The 15802-nt window shown below is 53.8% G+C and carries 16 protein-coding genes; 8 read left to right on the top strand and 8 right to left on the bottom strand.

All coding sequences use genetic code 11. The annotated features are described in order from the left end of the window. Positions 1–8: 8 nt before the first annotated feature. From QZ516_RS11080 to QZ516_RS11065, 4 genes are read right to left on the bottom strand one after another with little or no spacing between them, the layout of a single operon-like run. Positions 9–818 (bottom strand): SDR family oxidoreductase, encoded by an 810-nt coding sequence (locus tag QZ516_RS11080; RefSeq protein WP_297189654.1) that lies wholly within the window; start codon positions 816–818, stop codon positions 9–11. Between the two features lie 12 nt (positions 819–830). Further along, on the bottom strand, positions 831–1523 hold the full coding sequence (locus QZ516_RS11075; protein WP_297189651.1) for an iron-containing redox enzyme family protein: 693 nt from the start codon (positions 1521–1523) through the stop codon (positions 831–833). Next, positions 1520–3013, bottom strand: coding sequence for an AMP-binding protein (locus tag QZ516_RS11070; RefSeq protein ID WP_297189648.1), 1494 nt, complete (start codon positions 3011–3013; stop codon positions 1520–1522). Before QZ516_RS11070 ends, QZ516_RS11075 begins: the two co-directional genes overlap by 4 nt. Then, a complete protein-coding gene (locus QZ516_RS11065) occupies positions 2988–3737 on the bottom strand; it encodes a thermostable hemolysin (RefSeq protein ID WP_297189645.1) in 750 nt (249 codons plus the stop codon). The genes QZ516_RS11070 and QZ516_RS11065 overlap by 26 nt, the downstream gene beginning before the upstream one ends. Before the next feature lie 267 nt (positions 3738–4004). On the opposite strand from QZ516_RS11065, the gene QZ516_RS11060 reads away from it, so the two are divergent. The 8 genes from QZ516_RS11060 (at position 4005) to alr (ending at position 10852) form a co-directional block, all read left to right on the top strand. Further along, a complete protein-coding gene (locus tag QZ516_RS11060; RefSeq protein ID WP_297189642.1) occupies positions 4005–4523 on the top strand; it encodes a YbaK/EbsC family protein in 519 nt (172 codons plus the stop codon). 185 nt (positions 4524–4708) lie between these two features. Beyond that, the gene (locus tag QZ516_RS11055) at positions 4709–5491 is read left to right on the top strand and encodes a putative hydro-lyase (protein WP_297189639.1); all 783 of its coding nucleotides are present in this window, start codon (positions 4709–4711) and stop codon (positions 5489–5491) included. A gap of 25 nt (positions 5492–5516) precedes the next feature. Continuing rightward, a complete protein-coding gene (locus QZ516_RS11050) occupies positions 5517–6251 on the top strand; it encodes a 5-oxoprolinase subunit PxpA (RefSeq protein ID WP_297189637.1) in 735 nt (244 codons plus the stop codon). Between the two features lie 5 nt (positions 6252–6256). Beyond that, positions 6257–6928: a 5-oxoprolinase subunit PxpB gene (gene pxpB, locus QZ516_RS11045; RefSeq protein ID WP_297189633.1), complete on the top strand. Its 672-nt coding sequence runs from the start codon at positions 6257–6259 to the stop codon at positions 6926–6928. Next, positions 6925–7866 carry a biotin-dependent carboxyltransferase family protein gene (locus QZ516_RS11040; protein WP_297189630.1) on the top strand — a complete coding sequence of 314 codons (942 nt, stop codon included), beginning with the start codon at positions 6925–6927 and terminating at the stop codon, positions 7864–7866. The genes pxpB and QZ516_RS11040 overlap by 4 nt, the downstream gene beginning before the upstream one ends. A gap of 21 nt (positions 7867–7887) precedes the next feature. Further along, positions 7888–8754, top strand: a complete 867-nt coding sequence (locus QZ516_RS11035) for a glutamate cyclase domain-containing protein (protein ID WP_297189627.1) — start codon at positions 7888–7890, stop codon at positions 8752–8754. A gap of 104 nt (positions 8755–8858) precedes the next feature. After that, complete coding sequence (locus tag QZ516_RS11030) at positions 8859–9716, top strand: aminotransferase class IV (RefSeq protein WP_297189624.1); 858 nt, start codon at positions 8859–8861, stop codon at positions 9714–9716. A gap of 41 nt (positions 9717–9757) precedes the next feature. Beyond that, on the top strand, positions 9758–10852 hold the full coding sequence (alr, locus tag QZ516_RS11025) for an alanine racemase (RefSeq protein WP_297189621.1): 1095 nt from the start codon (positions 9758–9760) through the stop codon (positions 10850–10852). Here alr and QZ516_RS11020 read toward each other — a convergent pair. From QZ516_RS11020 to ectB, 4 genes are all read right to left on the bottom strand, one after another. After that, the gene (locus QZ516_RS11020) at positions 10840–12261 is read right to left on the bottom strand and encodes a sodium/proline symporter (protein ID WP_297189618.1); all 1422 of its coding nucleotides are present in this window, start codon (positions 12259–12261) and stop codon (positions 10840–10842) included. The genes alr and QZ516_RS11020 overlap by 13 nt on opposite strands. A gap of 173 nt (positions 12262–12434) precedes the next feature. Beyond that, positions 12435–13874, bottom strand: coding sequence for an aspartate kinase (locus QZ516_RS11015; protein ID WP_297189615.1), 1440 nt, complete (start codon positions 13872–13874; stop codon positions 12435–12437). A gap of 61 nt (positions 13875–13935) precedes the next feature. Next, positions 13936–14340, bottom strand: coding sequence for an ectoine synthase (locus QZ516_RS11010; protein ID WP_297189612.1), 405 nt, complete (start codon positions 14338–14340; stop codon positions 13936–13938). 90 nt (positions 14341–14430) lie between these two features. Further along, positions 14431–15792, bottom strand: a complete 1362-nt coding sequence (gene ectB / locus QZ516_RS11005) for a diaminobutyrate--2-oxoglutarate transaminase (protein WP_297189609.1) — start codon at positions 15790–15792, stop codon at positions 14431–14433. Between the last annotated feature and the right edge of the window lie 10 nt (positions 15793–15802).

The raw sequence follows: 15802 nt of genomic DNA, 5'->3' as shown, positions 1-15802 counted from the left end.
GTGAGTCTCTAGGTGTTGATTTTAGTCGTTTCGTGGTTGTTGAGAATTTGTTTGATGAGCGGCATTTTTTTTACCAGTGCGCGGTCAACCAGTCTCGGAAGCAGGGCGTTAATTTTCACAAACAGTTTTTCCGGCCATCCCATGAACCGACAATGCCGGTTGGATTTGACCAGTTTCACCAGCGTATCAGCGACCTGTTCCGGTGAATCTACCTTATTGCCAAGGGCGTGATTCAAGTCATTGGCGGCGGGCGAATTCAAGCTGGTGTCCGTCGCTCTGGGGGCCAGGTAAAAAACCTGGATGGCAGTGTCGCAGAGTTCCCTGCGCAGCGCCTCGGTAAAGCCTTTCAGGCCCGATTTACTGGCACAATAGGCGACGTAGCCGGGGTGGCCGATGCTGCCATAGGTCGAGCCGATGTTGACCACGGCTGACTCCGGTCTATTGTTCAGGAGGGGGATCAGCTGTTTTGTCAATAACATGGGGGCAATCAGGTTTGTACTGAGTATCTGTTCGATACTCTCTTCAGGCTGGTGCTCGAAGCATTGAAATGTTGTTGTGCCTGCCAGATTGATCAGCAGGTCAATGCCGCCGCCATCGATACACCCTGACAGGATGTCATGTCGACCCTGAGAGGTGCCGATATCCGCCACGATTATTTGGTGATTTCCCGTTAATTGACCGGCAAGCTGGTTCAGTGATGAAGTGTTTCGGCCAACCAGCCTGAGGCTGGCTCCTTGCTCGGCCAATGCCCGGGCCACCGCACAACCAATGCCCCCGGTAGCCCCCGTCAGTAAAATTACTTTGTTGTTCAGTTCCATGTTGCGTCCCTGTCAGGCCCTGCGTGGAATATTGTGGGAAACACCGTCGAGCGAACGGAACAGGTCGCCATAAAGTTGATAAAACATCCTGGCTGAGTGAATGATCTGTGCCTGGTCCTGCGGTGAGTCAACCCGGTTCATCAGGTCCTCAAAAAAGGCGACATGTTCCTTATCCAGTGAACCGTGGGAATACAGGTAGGAAAAGGCATTTTGGGGAAGCCCCAGGGTCCCGCGGACATTGTCGGCAACGGTTTCGGCGATACTGACGCTGGTGCCTTCAAGTACGTGAACCATGCCAAAGAAGCCCGCCGGGTTGACGCGCATAACAGTATCGTAAGCGTAGGCGACCATCAGTTCGGTTGCGGGATTGGGTTGGCCACGTCTGACCGCGTCACTGTCATAGCCGCAGGCGGCAATGTCGTTGAGAATCCACTCCTGATGGCCGATTTCTTCTTCGATGTATTCCGCTACCGCCAGGCGCAACCACTCCTGCTCCTCCGGTAACCGGGAGCCCACTGCCATCAGTAGTGGCACGGTGTGTTTGACATGATGGTAGGCCTGTTGCAGAAACCCGAGGTAGTCATCGATATCGATACGGCCCTCAAGACCTCGCTGGATAATGGGTGCCGTGAGCAGTTGGCTTTTGTCTGCGTCTGTTGCTGTTGTCAGCGTATCGAAAAAAGGGGGGGATGTTAGTGCGTTCATACGTGTAATTCCTCAACGGGCATGTCGTAAAGCTGGTCAATTTGGCCGGCATAATGTTGGGCAATGGCTGCCCGTTTTGGTCGACCATTGTCCGTTATCAGTGCAGGGGTTTTTGTCAATAATGTGGGTAATCTCTGCCAGTTCCGGATGCGTGCGTAATCTGGCAGTTGTTGGTTGATCTGTTGAATGAAGCTATCTATCTGTTGATCTGTCGTGCTGCTATCCCGTGTCGACAGCAGTGCCACACAGTGTGATTTGGCATCACCGAAGACGATAAAGTCTGCAAAGATTGGGGATGCGAGAAACTCGGATTCCAGCCACTCCGGGTTGATGTTGCGGCCGTAACTGGAAATCATCAGGTTTTTGCGTCGCCCGAGAATATGCAGAAAGCCCTGGGCATCGAGATAACCGAGATCACCGGTGTGGATAGTCTGTTGTCCCCAGCTTGAGGGAGTATTGGCATAACCGAGCATGGCATTGCCGCTGACGACAACTTCTCCATCGATAATCTGTACATTCAGGTGCTGCAGGGGTTTCCCGCAACTATCGATAATCTGAGCGCGGGGTGTATTCAGACTCACCACAGAGGCGCATTCTGACAGACCGTAGCCCTGGTACGCGGGAATGCCTGATTGCCATGCTTCTATCAGCAATTGACTCGCCACTTTGGCGCCGCCCACGGCGACAAACTTCAGTGATTTCGGGGGCTGCCAACCATTGCGGACACTGACCACCAGCAGTTGCAGGAGTTGTGGTGTCAGGATCAGGGTGTTGGGTTGGTATTTGCTGATGGTTTCAATCAGGGCAGACGGTTCAACTGTCGAACTGCCAGAGATGCCCATTTCCTTCAGGGCGGGGATAATCACCTCTCCACCGAACAGCAGCGGTGCATAAATACCGGCAACATTTTCCAGCAGGGTGCTCAAAGGCAACAGACAGAGGTGTCGCGGCTTCGATAGTCCCACAGCACTGCCGAGGAACATCGCCTCGTCGATCAATTGCTGGTTGCTGAGGCAGACCCCTTTGGGGGTACCGGTTGAGCCGGAGGTGTAAGTGATTTTTCCGGTATTCTCAGGAATGAGTGCGTGGTCCTCGCAGGCCGAGAGACGGTTCAGCCAGAGCTCGGCAGTACCGGGTAGCTGCACTGTTTCCACTATCTGTCCGGATAGATCGATCACAGCGTTGGGACCGGTGACGATGGCATCGACAGGCGTTTCTGTCAGAGCATGTTGCACCTGCCTGTTGGAGAAAAAGGTTGGCAGGGGGAGCAGGCAGATGTCGGCCAGCTGGCTGGCCAGATCAACCACCAGCCAGTCGGGGCCATTATCGAGGTGCAACGCCAGCCTGCCGATCCGGTATTTCTTCAGCAGGGCAGCCAGATCGCCACAGCGTTGTATCAACGCACCGTATGTCAGGCGCTGCGTGGCATCTCTGACGACAACCTGGTCGTCATCATAAAGACCATCAAGCCGCGAAAGAATAGTCGGCACTATCTACCCCACGGAGCTGTAGCTGTTCTTTGGCCAGGCTGTCAATGCGCGCATCATAAAATGAAAGCGCTGCCCGCAACGTTTTTCTCTCGTTGATTACGTCTATGGCCTGTGCCAGCTGTCCGGCAACCACAACTGGTTGAGTCTGGTAATAGCTGCCCCATTCCTCCTCGGTGGATGTCTGCAACCGAGAAGCTCTGGCGTCCGCGATAGGGTGCAGTTCAAATCCCAGTTTGCTGATGGCTTTCCTGACCTGTGGTGTCGCAGTAAATACCAGCCATTCAAAATTGGCTCGCCGCAGGGTGGCCGCCAGCAGAATGAATAGCAGCTGACTCGAGCCCCTTTGGGTGGCGGCCAGATTGCCGATTTCGGCAATCTGATGGCGAGCTACGGGTACAGACGAATAACGGTTGATTTCCAGTTCGATCGGATTGTCCAGGTACTGCTCAAGAAACAACGGACTTGCATCGACGGGCCGGATGCCTGTCACCGCAGAGAGTTGATCCCGACAGGACAGACTGAGGAAGATGGGCAGGAACTCGTGCACTGTGGCGCCATAAGCCTGAAAAAACTGTCTGGCGACATACTGTTGTACGGCCGCGCTGCTTTCACAATGGGGTGGGTGCAGGTTCAGTGCCGGCGCCGGGACAAGCCATCGGTGCAACCACTGTTTGGCCTGGATGTTGTCGGAATATTCCTGGCTGGTTTGTCTGATTTCTTGCATGTTCATACCCTGATCGGTATCTGGTTACCTTGCAGAGTAGTGGCTAATACTTAAAGAATTCTTAACAACAGCGAGGGATGCATAATATCCTCAGTATCCCAGCCATGGCCCGATCGAGATTGGCAGTAAAAAAGAGGATTAAGCTGGATTCCATCTGTCGGGGTGAACCCGATAGATCGAATTGTTCTGTGCTTAGTGGGGGTGAAACGGCGCCAGTCAAACTATACTGAAAATAACCTGTTTACACTGATCAGGAGGTGCCGGATTATGAGTATCTCACCTGTATTGGCTGATTATCTCGGCCGCAAAAAAATTAATTATGAAGTGCTGAAACATGCACAAACCAGTAACTCGATGGCCACTGCCCGGGAAGCACATGTCCCCCCGGAAAAGCTGGCAAAAGCTGTGGTCGTCAAGCAGAACGATCATTATGCGATGTGTGTTATCCCCGCCTCCAACAAGTTGATACTGGAGTGGCTGGAGTACGGTCGCCAGCACGAGTATGAAATAGTGGATGAGCGTGACCTGAAAGGGCTTTTTCCCGACTGCAACGAAGGTGCTATCCCGGGACTGGGGCAGGCATTCAAGCTGGATGTCATTGTCGACAGCGCCTTGCTGGATAGCCTCGATATCTATATTGAGGCAGGTGACCACCATCATCTGCTCCATCTGAGTCAGCGGGATTTCCAGGAGGTCATGAAAAATGCCTGGCCTGCACCGATAAGTTGTCTGCGAAGTGGACAAAGCGACAAACCTTATTTGTGGGCGCCGCCTGAAGACGGTTAAGCACCCATTCTCCCTCAACTGGTGGTACATTGTTTTGACAGTACGCCACCGGTTGTTGCCGGGTTGCTCCGTCGCGGTTGACAAGGCTTCTTCCTGGAATGTGTGATCGCCACCTACCTGTGGTCATCGGCTGTGTTCGATGGTTGAATGTCGGTTAAAGGTCACTCTGGACAGGAATATTCCAAATGCCAATATCCAATCCGCATGAATTACGACTGGCTATTCGATCCGGTCAGTTTACCGGGCACACCTCAGGGCATTGCCGCGGTTATGTGCAGGGCAATGTGGTCATTCTCCCTGAAAACTGGGCTGGTGAATTTTTGCGTTTTTGTCAGTTGAATCCCAAGCCCTGCCCATTGATTGCGGTCTCTGATGCTGGTCAGTACAGTTTGCCGTCACTGGGCGCCGAGCTGGATATTCGCACGGATGTGCCTTGTTATCGCGTCTTTGAGCGAGGGCAGTTGGTTGAAGAGCCGGTGGATATTACTGCTTACTGGCGGCGGGATCTGGTGACTTTTGTGCTGGGTTGTTCCTTTTCCTTTGAAGAGGCACTGCTGACCGATGGCCTTGAAATCCGCAACATTTCGGAGGGGGTCAACGTGCCGATGTATCGCACCAGTATACCCTGTCGCTCGGCGGGGCGTTTTGGTGGCAATATGGTGGTGAGTATGCGTCCCTTCAAGGCAACCGACGCTATCCGGGCCATCCAGGTCTGTACCCGGTTTCCCAACATGCATGGCGCCCCGATTCACCTGGGCGATCCGGCGCAAATTGGTATTGGGCAGCTTGAAGAACCGGATTTTGGCCATTCGGTAACCATCCAGGCTGATGAGTTGCCTCTCTTCTGGGCCTGTGGGGTAACGCCCCAGGTTGCGCTGGAGCAGGCCAGACCACCGCTGTGTATTACTCACAGTCCCGGCTCCATGCTGGTGACCGACCTGCTCAACAGCCAGCTGGCGATAATGTGATGGCTCGGCTTCAGGGAGGTTGGTGATGTCATTGATGTTGAACGCCGATCTCGGTGAAACCGTTGAGGGCGGATTGCTTGGTGCAGACGAAGCGGTGATGGCCTATGTCCATCAGGCCAGCATTGCCTGTGGCTACCATGCCGGGGATCATCTGATGATACAGCGGACGCTCAATCTGGCGGCAAAATACAGCGTGATGGTTGGCGCACACCCCGGCTACCCTGATCGCGAGGGTTTTGGGCGCCGTTCCATGACCTGCTCAAAGGATGAACTTGTTGCGCTCATGCATTACCAGATAGCGGCACTGGACGGGATGAGCCGTTCGCAAAACCTGTCCCTGTCCTATGTCAAACCCCATGGGGCGTTATACAACGACATGATGGTGGATCATCAACTTCGCCGTGCAGTGATGTTATCCGTGGCCGGTTTTTATCGACCGATTCACCTTGTCCTGCAAGCCACTCCCGAGGCCGAGCTGCACCGTCGCGAGGCAGAAGCACTGGGCGTCACACTGTGGTTTGAGGCCTTTGCCGATCGGCGCTATGACAGCAATGGCTTGCTGGTGCCCCGTTCCGAGCCCGGTGCGGTCCACGACAGAAAAACGACGCTTGCGCAGGTTAAACAGCTCAAACGTTATGGATCCGTTACGACCGAGGATGGCGATTCGCTGCTTATTAAAGCGGATACCCTGTGTATCCATGGCGACAACCCTGAGAGCGTTGCGGTGATTCGTGAAATCCGGGCACTGCTTGATCAATGAGGGTTATGCCTGCCAGTGAAAATGCGCTGATCATCTATTTTGAGCAGGTGGTGACAGCGGATACGTCAGCTCGGGTTCGACAGGCAACGGCTGTGCTGGAGTCCGTGTTAGCCGATGTGCTGATTGATCTCGTGCCCTCCTATGCCTCGCTACTAGTTATCTTCGATCTCTCGTGTATCGATGCCGCAACCCTTGAGCAGAAGATTACAGAGATGCTGGACACCGCACCAGCTGCTTCCGGTTCAGTCGGCAAGCTCGTTGAATTGCCTGTTTACTACAGCATGGAGTCCGGGCCGGATCTCGCTGAAATCAGTCGCGTGAAAAAGGTCTCGGTGGAGGAGGTGATCGCTCTGCATCAATCCCGGGAATACCTCGTGTATGCGATAGGTTTTGCGCCGGGTTTTGCCTACCTTGGAGAGGTTGATTCGCGCATTGTCATGCCCCGACTGGATACACCCAGAACATCGGTGCCCTGTGGTAGCGTGGGTATAGCCGGGCGACAGACTGCGGTATATCCCGCGGACTCCCCCGGTGGCTGGAATTTGATTGGCCTTTGTCCGGAGCGGATGTTCGATCCCCTCAGCGAACCCAGCATGCCGCTTCAGGTGGGTGACCGGGTACGCTTTTTCAGTATCAATCGGGAAACTTTTCTGGCCAGGGGTGGCCGGTTAGCATGAAGGGTGGTTTTCGTGTGGATCGTCCCGGTGTCCTGACCCTTCTCCAGGATGCTGGCCGCTTCGGCTATCACCGGTTTGGTTTGACCACCGGTGGTCCGGCCGATCCCCTTGCCTTCAATTGGGCCAATCGATTGTGCGGGAATGATCCCGGCATGACGGCCCTTGAAGTGACCATTGGCGGTCTGGAACTTGAATGTCAGGCAGACACGATTCTTGCCCTCTGTGGTGCAGATATGCCACTGACCATTAACGGGCAACCAAAGGAGAGTTGGCGCAGCCACCGGGTAAAATCCGGTGACAGGGTGGCATTGGGTTATGCCCGCAGGGGTATGCGTGCCTATCTGGCGGTGGCTGGTGGGTTCAATATCCCGGCAACCTTCGGCAGTACGGCGACGGTCGTTCGCGAAGGCGTGGGAGGCCTGTCCGGTAATCCGCTACAGGCTGGGGATCATTTGCCCTGTGCAGACACTTCGGATCGTCAATGCCTCTTGCTGGGACGTGGCTACCGACCGGTTTATGGTGGCCGTGTATTGCTGAGGGTGGTGAGTGGTTATCAGTCTGCATTGATTTCACGTGACCAACAAGAGCGTTTTTTTGCCAGTGAATACCGATTGCTGAGTCAGTCCGACCGGATGGCATCTCGGTTGGCGGGGCCACCCATTGATATTGATATTCCCGATCTTTTATCCGAAGGTGTTTGCCTGGGTGCAATACAAATCCCTCCGGATGGTTTGCCTATCATACTGATGCATGACCGTCAGACCATCGGTGGTTACCCCAAACTGGGTTCAGTGATTTCGTTGGACATGTCACAACTGGCGCAACTAAAACCGGGTGGTCTGGTTTCTTTTAAGTCCGTCACAATGGCGGAGGCCCGTCGTATTCGGCTGGCGGCGGACAGTATGTACAGACAACTAAAGCCCGAGGTTTGTGGCTGATGGCTAATATTGTGGTGGCTTATGAATGATATTCGGCGTGAGCTGGCAGTGAGTCAGCGCATTGAAAACCTGCTGGTGGCCCGCAATCTGCGGGGAATGCAATCCGTTCAGTCCAGTCTCAAGCCTGGCTACTGTCTGCGGGCAGCCAGGCAACTGTTGAGTTGTACTGGCCGGGTATTGATCGGGACAGGATTTCCGGTGCTGGACACGTTTGAGTCCGATGGCCCCGCCGGCGCAATTGCGCTTTATCGGGTTCTGGAGCAGATTGGTGCCGAGCCGATACTGATTTGTGGCGATGTATTGGCTAATGCCATAGGCGGTGATTATTGCGTGGCACGTGTTCCCCTTGGTCGTCCCGCAGGGCTCAGGCAGCAGGTGACCGACCTGCTGGCGGATTACCAGCCCGAGCTCATGGTCAGTATCGAGCTTGCCGGGCCCGCAGGTGATGGCCATTATTACAATATGCGAGGCGAGGATATCAGCTCCGGTACCCTCTGCTTTGATGTCTTTCTTGAGCTCTCGGATTGTCCGGTCATTGCATTGGGTGATGGTGGCAATGAGATCGGCATGGGTAATGTGCTCGAGAAACTCAGTGAACTGGCCATTATTCCGTCGGTAACCACCTGTGACGAGCTGGTGATAGCGGATGTATCCAACTGGGCGGCACTCGGCTTGGTGGCCATGATGTCCTATTGTGCTGGAGAAGACTATCTGGCGGACTGGGATAACCGGGCCATGCTTGAATACCTGGCATGTCGGGGCAGTCTCGACGGTATAACCCTTGATAACACCCTGACAGAAGACGGCCTGCCCAGTGAAACAGGCAAGGCTTTGGTGAATTCTTTGCGTGATCTGATCGCTGATAGCGGTGTTGAGTATCCAGGCTGACTTGGTGGGGAATTTACTTTGCCTGTCTGGATACCCGCTGCTAATATTTGCCGCTTTATGTTCCCGCTGGCTGGCTTTAGTCCGGCGAGATACAAGGTAACTTAATGAGTATTGTCTATCTCGACGGTGCCTACCTGCCAATGGCCGAAGCCCGTATTTCGCCGATGGATCGGGGCTTTTTGTTTGGCGATGGTATTTATGAAGTGCTGCCGTCCTATGATGGCAGGATCGTCGGTTTTTCATTGCATATGCAGCGGATGCTGAACGGCTTGAGGGCAATCGATATAGCCCTTGGCTGGTCGCAGCATCAGTGGCTTGCGGTGTGTAATGCCCTTATCGATAAAAATGGTGGTGGCAATCTCGGCCTTTATTTGCATGTGAGTCGCGGTGCAGATATCCGCCGTTTCCATGCTTACCCGGAAAACATCACCCCTACCATTTTTGCCTTCACCTATGCGATCCCCGCTGAACCCGTGGCGGATAAACATCGGGTTAAACCCTACCGGGTTGTCACTGATCGCGATTTGCGATGGGACCGCTGCCACATCAAGTCCACGGCATTGTTGGGCAACGTTATGCACTTTCAGCAGGGTTTTCAGCAGGGAGTTGATGAAATTCTGCTGTTCAATGAACAAGGTGAACTGACGGAGGCCAGCGCCTGTAACGCTTACATTGTCAAGAACGGCGAAGTCATTACACCGGTGCTGGACAGTCAGAAATTACCGGGGGTTACCCGCCATATTCTGCTGGAGTTGCTGCGCAAAGACGGGTCTATTGCCGTGCAGGAACGACCTGTCTCGATGGGCGAAGTGCTGGATGCGGACGAAGTCTGGCTAACGAGTTCCTCTAAAGAAGTGGTGCCCGTCATTGAAGTCGATGGCAGGCCCGTCGGCGGCGGGGAAGTGGGCGATGTCTGGTTGGCAGCTCAGCGCATTTATTCAGCCGGTAAGTTTAATTATTAATCGAGTGCATCAGCCCCTCTGTACTTTTTGGTGAAAGCGTCATGTCGAGACCAGCAAAAGCCTATATCGATCTCCGTGCTCTCAGGCACAATTGCGAGCTGGCAAACAGTCTGGCACCCAATTCCCGAACGATGGCCATCGTCAAAGCCAATGCCTATGGACACGGTGTATTACCTGTTGCCCGCGCCCTTGAACCGCTGGTTCCCGCCTTTGGTGTTACCTGTATGGAGGAGGCGGTCGAGCTCCGTGAAGGCGGTATCAATAAGCCTGTTTGTCTTTTGGAGGGGACGTTCTCCGATGACGAGATTCCCCTGGCTGCTGAACTCGGTTTTTGGCTCTCAGTGGTTAATAAACAGCAACAAGAGGCCATCCTGACAGCATCGCTGAAAACCCCTGTAACCGTCTGGATTTGTGTGGATAGCGGTATGCACCGACTGGGTCTTGCCGTTGAGGATGTTGCGTCTACCTATCGGTCATTGGCCGCCAGCCACAATGTTGCCGGTGATATGGTGGTTGCCACGCACTTTGCCTGTGCCGATGAACTGGCGAGTGATCTGACTCATCGGCAACTCCAGCAGTTCAGGGCAGGTGTGGCCAGTTTGGCAAACGCCGATACCGTGCCGTTGAGCCTTGGTAACTCTGCCGGGCTACTCGGTTGGCCGGAGACCCGTGTTGACTGGAACAGGCCGGGGATCATGCTGTATGGCAGCTCCCCTTTTTCTGTTCCTCATGCGGAAGCCGACAGATTGCGACCGGTCATGACGTTGCGCTCTTCCGTCATTGCTCTGCGGGATGTTCCTGTGGGGGAGTCGGTGGGCTACAGTGCGCGTTGGTCGGCGCAACGACCCAGCAGGATTGCCACGGTCGCAATTGGCTACGGCGATGGTTATCCGGTACATGCGCCAGATGGCACGCCAGTACTGATCAATAACCAGCGCTGTCCCATGGTGGGCCGCGTATCTATGGACATGATAACGGTGGATGTCACTGACTTGTCGACAGTGGCGGTGGGGGATGAGGCTATCCTCTGGGGTAAAGGTCTCTCCGTCAACGAGGTGGCGAACTGCGCGGGTACGATCAGTTACGAGCTGTTAACCAGAATGCCCCGCAGGGTTCCGCGGGTCTATGGTGATTGAGTGAGTTGGGCGTTCTTTCTTCTGGATAGAAAAAGAGCACCGCTCAGGATCAACAAACCAGAGAGAATACCCGGCATGCCCTCATAGGCGAAATCGTGCCACCCCATCATGCGCCAGCCCAGTGCGACCAGAAGTCCCGAGCAGACGGCCAGGATACTCACACCGGACCCCGGCTTGCCTCCCAGGCAAAGGATGATCAGCAAGGGGGCAAAAGCGCTGGCAAGACCAGACCATGCCATTACCACCAGGCTGAAGACGCTCTGACTGTTGAGTAAAGCCCAGAGCAATGCAAAGGCTGTGACGAGTACAGTAATACCCTTCATCACACTGGTGCGTTCAATATTTTGGGGTAACAGATCGTGGGTGATGGCTGCCGAGCAGCCGAGAACCAGTGAGTCCGCTGTCGACATGGTGGCAGCAAATATACCTGCCAGCACTAATCCAACCAGCACGGGGGGAAACAGTGCCTGAGCCATCACCGGTAATGCGAGTTCGGCATCAAAACTTGCCGCATCGGACAGGTAGACCCGCGACAGCATGCCAACTGCCGTCGCCATGGCATAAAACATCACGTACCACGCATAATACCAGCGCCGTGCCTGGTTCATTTTGCGATTATCGTTCAGCGCCATGAAACGCACCATGACGTGGGGCTGGCCGATAATTGAGAGCCCGGCAAATAACCAGCTGGCGGCGAACAGCAATGCCCCTGGCACACCCGGAAAAGGCAGATCATCCGGGAACCAGCTCATAAAGCCATCGATAGCGCTCATCTCGATAAGTGCCTGATCAATCCCGCCCAGGGAGCTGGTGGCTATAACCAGTAGCAAGCCCATCGCTAAAACCATCACCATGGATTGCGCCGCATCTGTCCAGATTGATGCGCGAATCCCGCCGGCAATACAGTACAGGGTTACCAGAAAAGCGGAGAGGGTTGCGCCTGCCCAGATAGGCCAGTCGAACAGCACATGAAGGGCCTTGCTGCCAGCGACCAGCTGGGCGCTGGCGTATACCAGTAAAAACGACAAGGAAATTAATCCCATGATCCTCTGCAGGGCAGAATTTCGTTTGCCGTACCAGTTGCTGATGACCCCGGCATAGCTCACTTCGCCGGTTCGCGGTGCGGCATCCCTGAGCCTGGCGTGGACAAATCGAGAGGCGAGGTAATCGCCGCTGATCCAGCCCAGCATCAGCCACACAGACGATAATCCAGCGACATAGGTGTAGCCGATTACACCGATAAACATATAACCGCTGTTATTGGTGGCAACAGCGGACAGCCCAACCAGCCATGGCTGGACGGTGCTGCTGGCCAGGTAATAGTCCTGCTTTGTTCCGCGGCTTTTCTTTGCAGAGAGAACCCCTACAAGGGTGAACATCAAGAGGAAGCAGAGGAAGGAGAGAATCATGGCGCTGTCAGGCTGTCCACAGGTACGGGGCTGTCACCCGAGAGGTCGGATAAGTCACGGTTTGGCAGGCCGAAAGCGTTGTCGGGTTTTCCCCGATATATTTGGTGGGGTGCGAGAGTGTATCGCCCACCCCGGTGTGTTGGCCCCATGATGTTGGGTAGCTGTTGCGCTGGTCAGGATGCGAGGCATATGGCACGCCCGTGATCGTGTACCTCAACAAGGCATCTGTGCAGGCTTCGTACGGCATCCTCCCAGCGGTCCTGGTTGATCACAAACTGCATGTCGACCTGACGCATGCACTGGTGCATCGCCAACACACTGATATCCTTTTCCGCCAGCGCGCCTACTGTTCTAGCCAGTAGCCCCGGTACCTGCATATCGCTGCCGACGGCCGACACGATAGCGACCTCCTGATTGCTAATTTCTGCATCGGGAAATTGCTCTTCCAGAGCACGACAAATGCGCTTCACTGTTTTCAGGTTGGTGGACAGGTAATGGGTAATCGTATTTGCATTGATATCTTTTGAAACCACATGTGCCTTGAACCGGCTGATACACCCCAGGATAGTTGTGTCATAACGGCTGAAATTGCCGGCCATATCCTGGTCAAACAGTTCAATGGCATGAACCCCCCGACACCCTGCAATAATCTCGACGCGAGGTTTTTCGCTAATATAGTCGCTGGTAATCAACGTCCCGGCGTGCTCCGGTTCAAAGGTGTTTTTGACGCGCAGGGGGATATTGTTTTGTCGCAGACCTTTGGCAGCCTTGGGATGAATCGCTTCCATCCCGAGGTTGGCCAGCTGGTCAGCCACATCGTAGTTGGTGCGACCGATGGGCACGGCTTTGTCGTCGCCCACTATTCTTGGGTCAGCACTACTGAGGTGAAATTCTTTATGGATGACGGCTTCACGCGCATCTGTGATCACAGTCAGACGACTGAACGTCATCTCACTGTAACCCCGGTCAAAACTGGACATCAGTCCATCCCGAGTGTGGGCATAACCGGTGACGATGGGCAGTTGACTGTCGAGATCTATGTCCTCAAAAGTGACTTTAATGCGTTCATCCAGCGACATGTGTCGTGTGGTTTTCCAGCCGGTTAAATCCACAAAGCAGGCATTGACACCATCTCTCTGAAGCAGCCGAGCAGTATTCCAGGCACTGTGTGCTTCACCGATGCTGGCCAGCATTTCACGAACGGTTGCCAGATGGACGTCCAGTGCAAAGTGGCCGTGTTGGCAAAGTTTTTTCAGATCGCTCAGGCAGTGTTCGGCCTCGTCGAGCCGATCACCTATAAACCGGTTGGCATCGGCGAGCATTTCCGGGTCGTTAAATAGATTGCTGTTGATTTCAATAACCTGGGTTCTTAATTCATTAAGAAGATCCAGCCAGCTATCGTCATTGACACCATTGGCAAATGAAGCGAAAACACCGGCTTTGCCCGTTTTCTTATGTTCCAGCAGTTGATCCGTTATGCCGGCATAGGCGGACACCACAAAGATACGTTGATAAAGCGTATCGGTGGTGGGCTTAAGAATAATGTTGTCTCTGACAGCGGCATAGTTGCTCATCGAAGTGCCGCCGATTTTTTCCACACTGTGAAAACTCATTAAAGGACTGTCTCCTGTTGTGTCTGTTTCCATTTTCCTGAGCTGGACGGGGTCTGACTTCTCACTGGCTGACGGAATCTGCATCCAGCTCGTACGCACCTTCGGCGTTGTGTACTTCCTTGCCATTGAGCGGGGGGTTGAAAACGCAGGCCATTGTCATTTCTTTAAAGGATCGCAGGATATGACGGTCGTGTTTATCAAGAATATAGAGGGTTCCGGGGCTAATCGGATATTTTTTGCCGTCGTCCAGTGTTTCCACTTCACCCTCTCCGGAAATGCAGTAAACAGATTCCAGGTGGTTCTGGTAATGCATACGGAAATCGGCTCCGACATAGATTGTTGTAATGTGGAAAGAAAATCCCATCTGATCATCTTTGAGCAGCATCCGTGTACTTTCCCAGTTGCCGTCGGGTGAGACGATTCTGCGCGAGGTTTTTTCTGCTTCCTGAAGTTGTCTGACTATCATCGTGACCTCTGTTGTGTGTAACGCGGCGGGGCTGATCCCGCCAGATAAATGAATTCCCTGTGTTGACCGGAGATAGGCCCCCGGTAACTATCAGGCCGAAATCGGGTTGGATCCGGTTCTTTTCGGTGTGCCCTTGTCAACTTCATCACTGACCGAATAGTCGCCTTCGAAAAAATCTTTTTCCTCGGGGATGGAGTCTGCCTTGGCACAAACTTCCTTGATTGCCTCCTCAAGAATGTCGATGCCTTTTTGCAGGTTTTCCTGACGGATTGTCAGTGGGCAGAGGAATTTGACCACATGATCCTCCGCACCGCTGGTCTCAATAATCAACCCTTTCTGGAAACACCGTCGGGTAATCTGCTCAGCCAGTTCGCCACTGACACAATTGATGCCCCTGAACATACCGCGACCGTGAGAGTTGAAGTTTCCTTCGCCGTATTCGCTGACGATCTTGTCTACCCGGTCGGCAATGTAATCGCCTTTTTGCTGGATTTCCTTGGCAAATTTGTCGTCTTTCCAAAAGTGGTCGATGGCCGCTTTGGCAGTGACAAATGCATGGTTGTTACCCCGGAAAGTACCGTTGTGCTCGCCCGGTTTCCATTCATCAATCTCCGGTTTCATCAGAACCACAGAAAATGGCAGGCCATAACCACTCAGTGACTTGGACAGGGTGACAATGTCGGGGTAAATACCGGCTTCTTCAAAACTGAAGAAGGTCCCGGTGCGACCGCAGCCAGCCTGAATGTCATCAATAATCAACAATATCTCATGGCGCTTGCAGATTTCCGACAGGCTTCTGAGCCAGGTCATCGAAGCAGCATTGATGCCGCCCTCGCCCTGTACCGTTTCGACGATAACGGCTGCGGGCTTGTCGACACCACTGCTGGAGTCTGACAACACTTTGTCCAATAGATTGGTGGTATCAAAATCATCGCCGAGATAGCCGTCATAAGGCATTCTTGTGGCGCCCGGCAATGTAATGCCTGCACCGCCGCGGTGGGTCGAGTTACCCGTGATAGACAGAGCGCCGAGTGTCTGGCCGTGCCAGCCGTTGGTGAACGAGATAATGTTCTCGCGGCCGGTATATTTGCGCGCGATCTTGAGAGAGGCCTCCACTGCATTGGTCCCGGTCGGGCCGGTAAACATGACAATGTAGTTGAAATCCCTGGGTTTCAGGATGTTCTCGTTAAAGCTTTCCAGAAACTCGCCTTTGGCTTGTGTGTGTAAATCAAGGCCTTGGGTGATGCCATCCCGCTCTATATATTCCAGGAGTTTTTTCTTGAACACGGGGTGATTGTGCCCGTAATTCAACGATCCGGCACCGGCCAGAAAATCCAGATATTGGTTGCCTTCATCGTCATAGATAAATTCGCCTTGAGCCTTGTTGAATAAACGCGGGAAGGCCCTGGCGTAACTGCGTACTTCAGATTCAATTTCATCAAAAATTTTCATGATTTCCTCA

The organism is uncultured Porticoccus sp., assembly GCF_913061305.1.
Lineage (GTDB): Bacteria > Pseudomonadota > Gammaproteobacteria > Pseudomonadales > Porticoccaceae > Porticoccus.
The sequence above is the reverse complement of the archived record's forward strand: the minus strand, read 5'-3'. Positions and strand labels throughout refer to the sequence as shown.

Bases quoted from the DNA above. Each gene is read 5' to 3' on its own strand.
- QZ516_RS11080 (WP_297189654.1), bottom strand. From the start codon at position 818: ATGGAACTGAACAACAAAGTAATTTTACTGACGGGGGCTACCGGGGGC.
- QZ516_RS11075 (WP_297189651.1), bottom strand. From the start codon at position 1,523: ATGAACGCACTAACATCCCCCCCTTTTTTCGATACGCTGACAACAGCA.
- QZ516_RS11065 (WP_297189645.1), bottom strand. From the start codon at position 3,737: ATGCAAGAAATCAGACAAACCAGCCAGGAATATTCCGACAACATCCAG.
- QZ516_RS11060 (WP_297189642.1), top strand. From the start codon at position 4,005: ATGAGTATCTCACCTGTATTGGCTGATTATCTCGGCCGCAAAAAAATT.
- QZ516_RS11055 (WP_297189639.1), top strand. From the start codon at position 4,709: ATGCCAATATCCAATCCGCATGAATTACGACTGGCTATTCGATCCGGT.
- QZ516_RS11050 (WP_297189637.1), top strand. From the start codon at position 5,517: ATGTCATTGATGTTGAACGCCGATCTCGGTGAAACCGTTGAGGGCGGA.
- pxpB (WP_297189633.1), top strand. From the start codon at position 6,257: ATGCCTGCCAGTGAAAATGCGCTGATCATCTATTTTGAGCAGGTGGTG.
- QZ516_RS11040 (WP_297189630.1), top strand. From the start codon at position 6,925: ATGAAGGGTGGTTTTCGTGTGGATCGTCCCGGTGTCCTGACCCTTCTC.
- QZ516_RS11035 (WP_297189627.1), top strand. From the start codon at position 7,888: ATGAATGATATTCGGCGTGAGCTGGCAGTGAGTCAGCGCATTGAAAAC.
- QZ516_RS11030 (WP_297189624.1), top strand. From the start codon at position 8,859: ATGAGTATTGTCTATCTCGACGGTGCCTACCTGCCAATGGCCGAAGCC.
- alr (WP_297189621.1), top strand. From the start codon at position 9,758: ATGTCGAGACCAGCAAAAGCCTATATCGATCTCCGTGCTCTCAGGCAC.
- QZ516_RS11020 (WP_297189618.1), bottom strand. From the start codon at position 12,261: ATGATTCTCTCCTTCCTCTGCTTCCTCTTGATGTTCACCCTTGTAGGG.
- QZ516_RS11015 (WP_297189615.1), bottom strand. From the start codon at position 13,874: ATGAGTTTTCACAGTGTGGAAAAAATCGGCGGCACTTCGATGAGCAAC.
- QZ516_RS11010 (WP_297189612.1), bottom strand. From the start codon at position 14,340: ATGATAGTCAGACAACTTCAGGAAGCAGAAAAAACCTCGCGCAGAATC.
- ectB (WP_297189609.1), bottom strand. From the start codon at position 15,792: ATGAAAATTTTTGATGAAATTGAATCTGAAGTACGCAGTTACGCCAGG.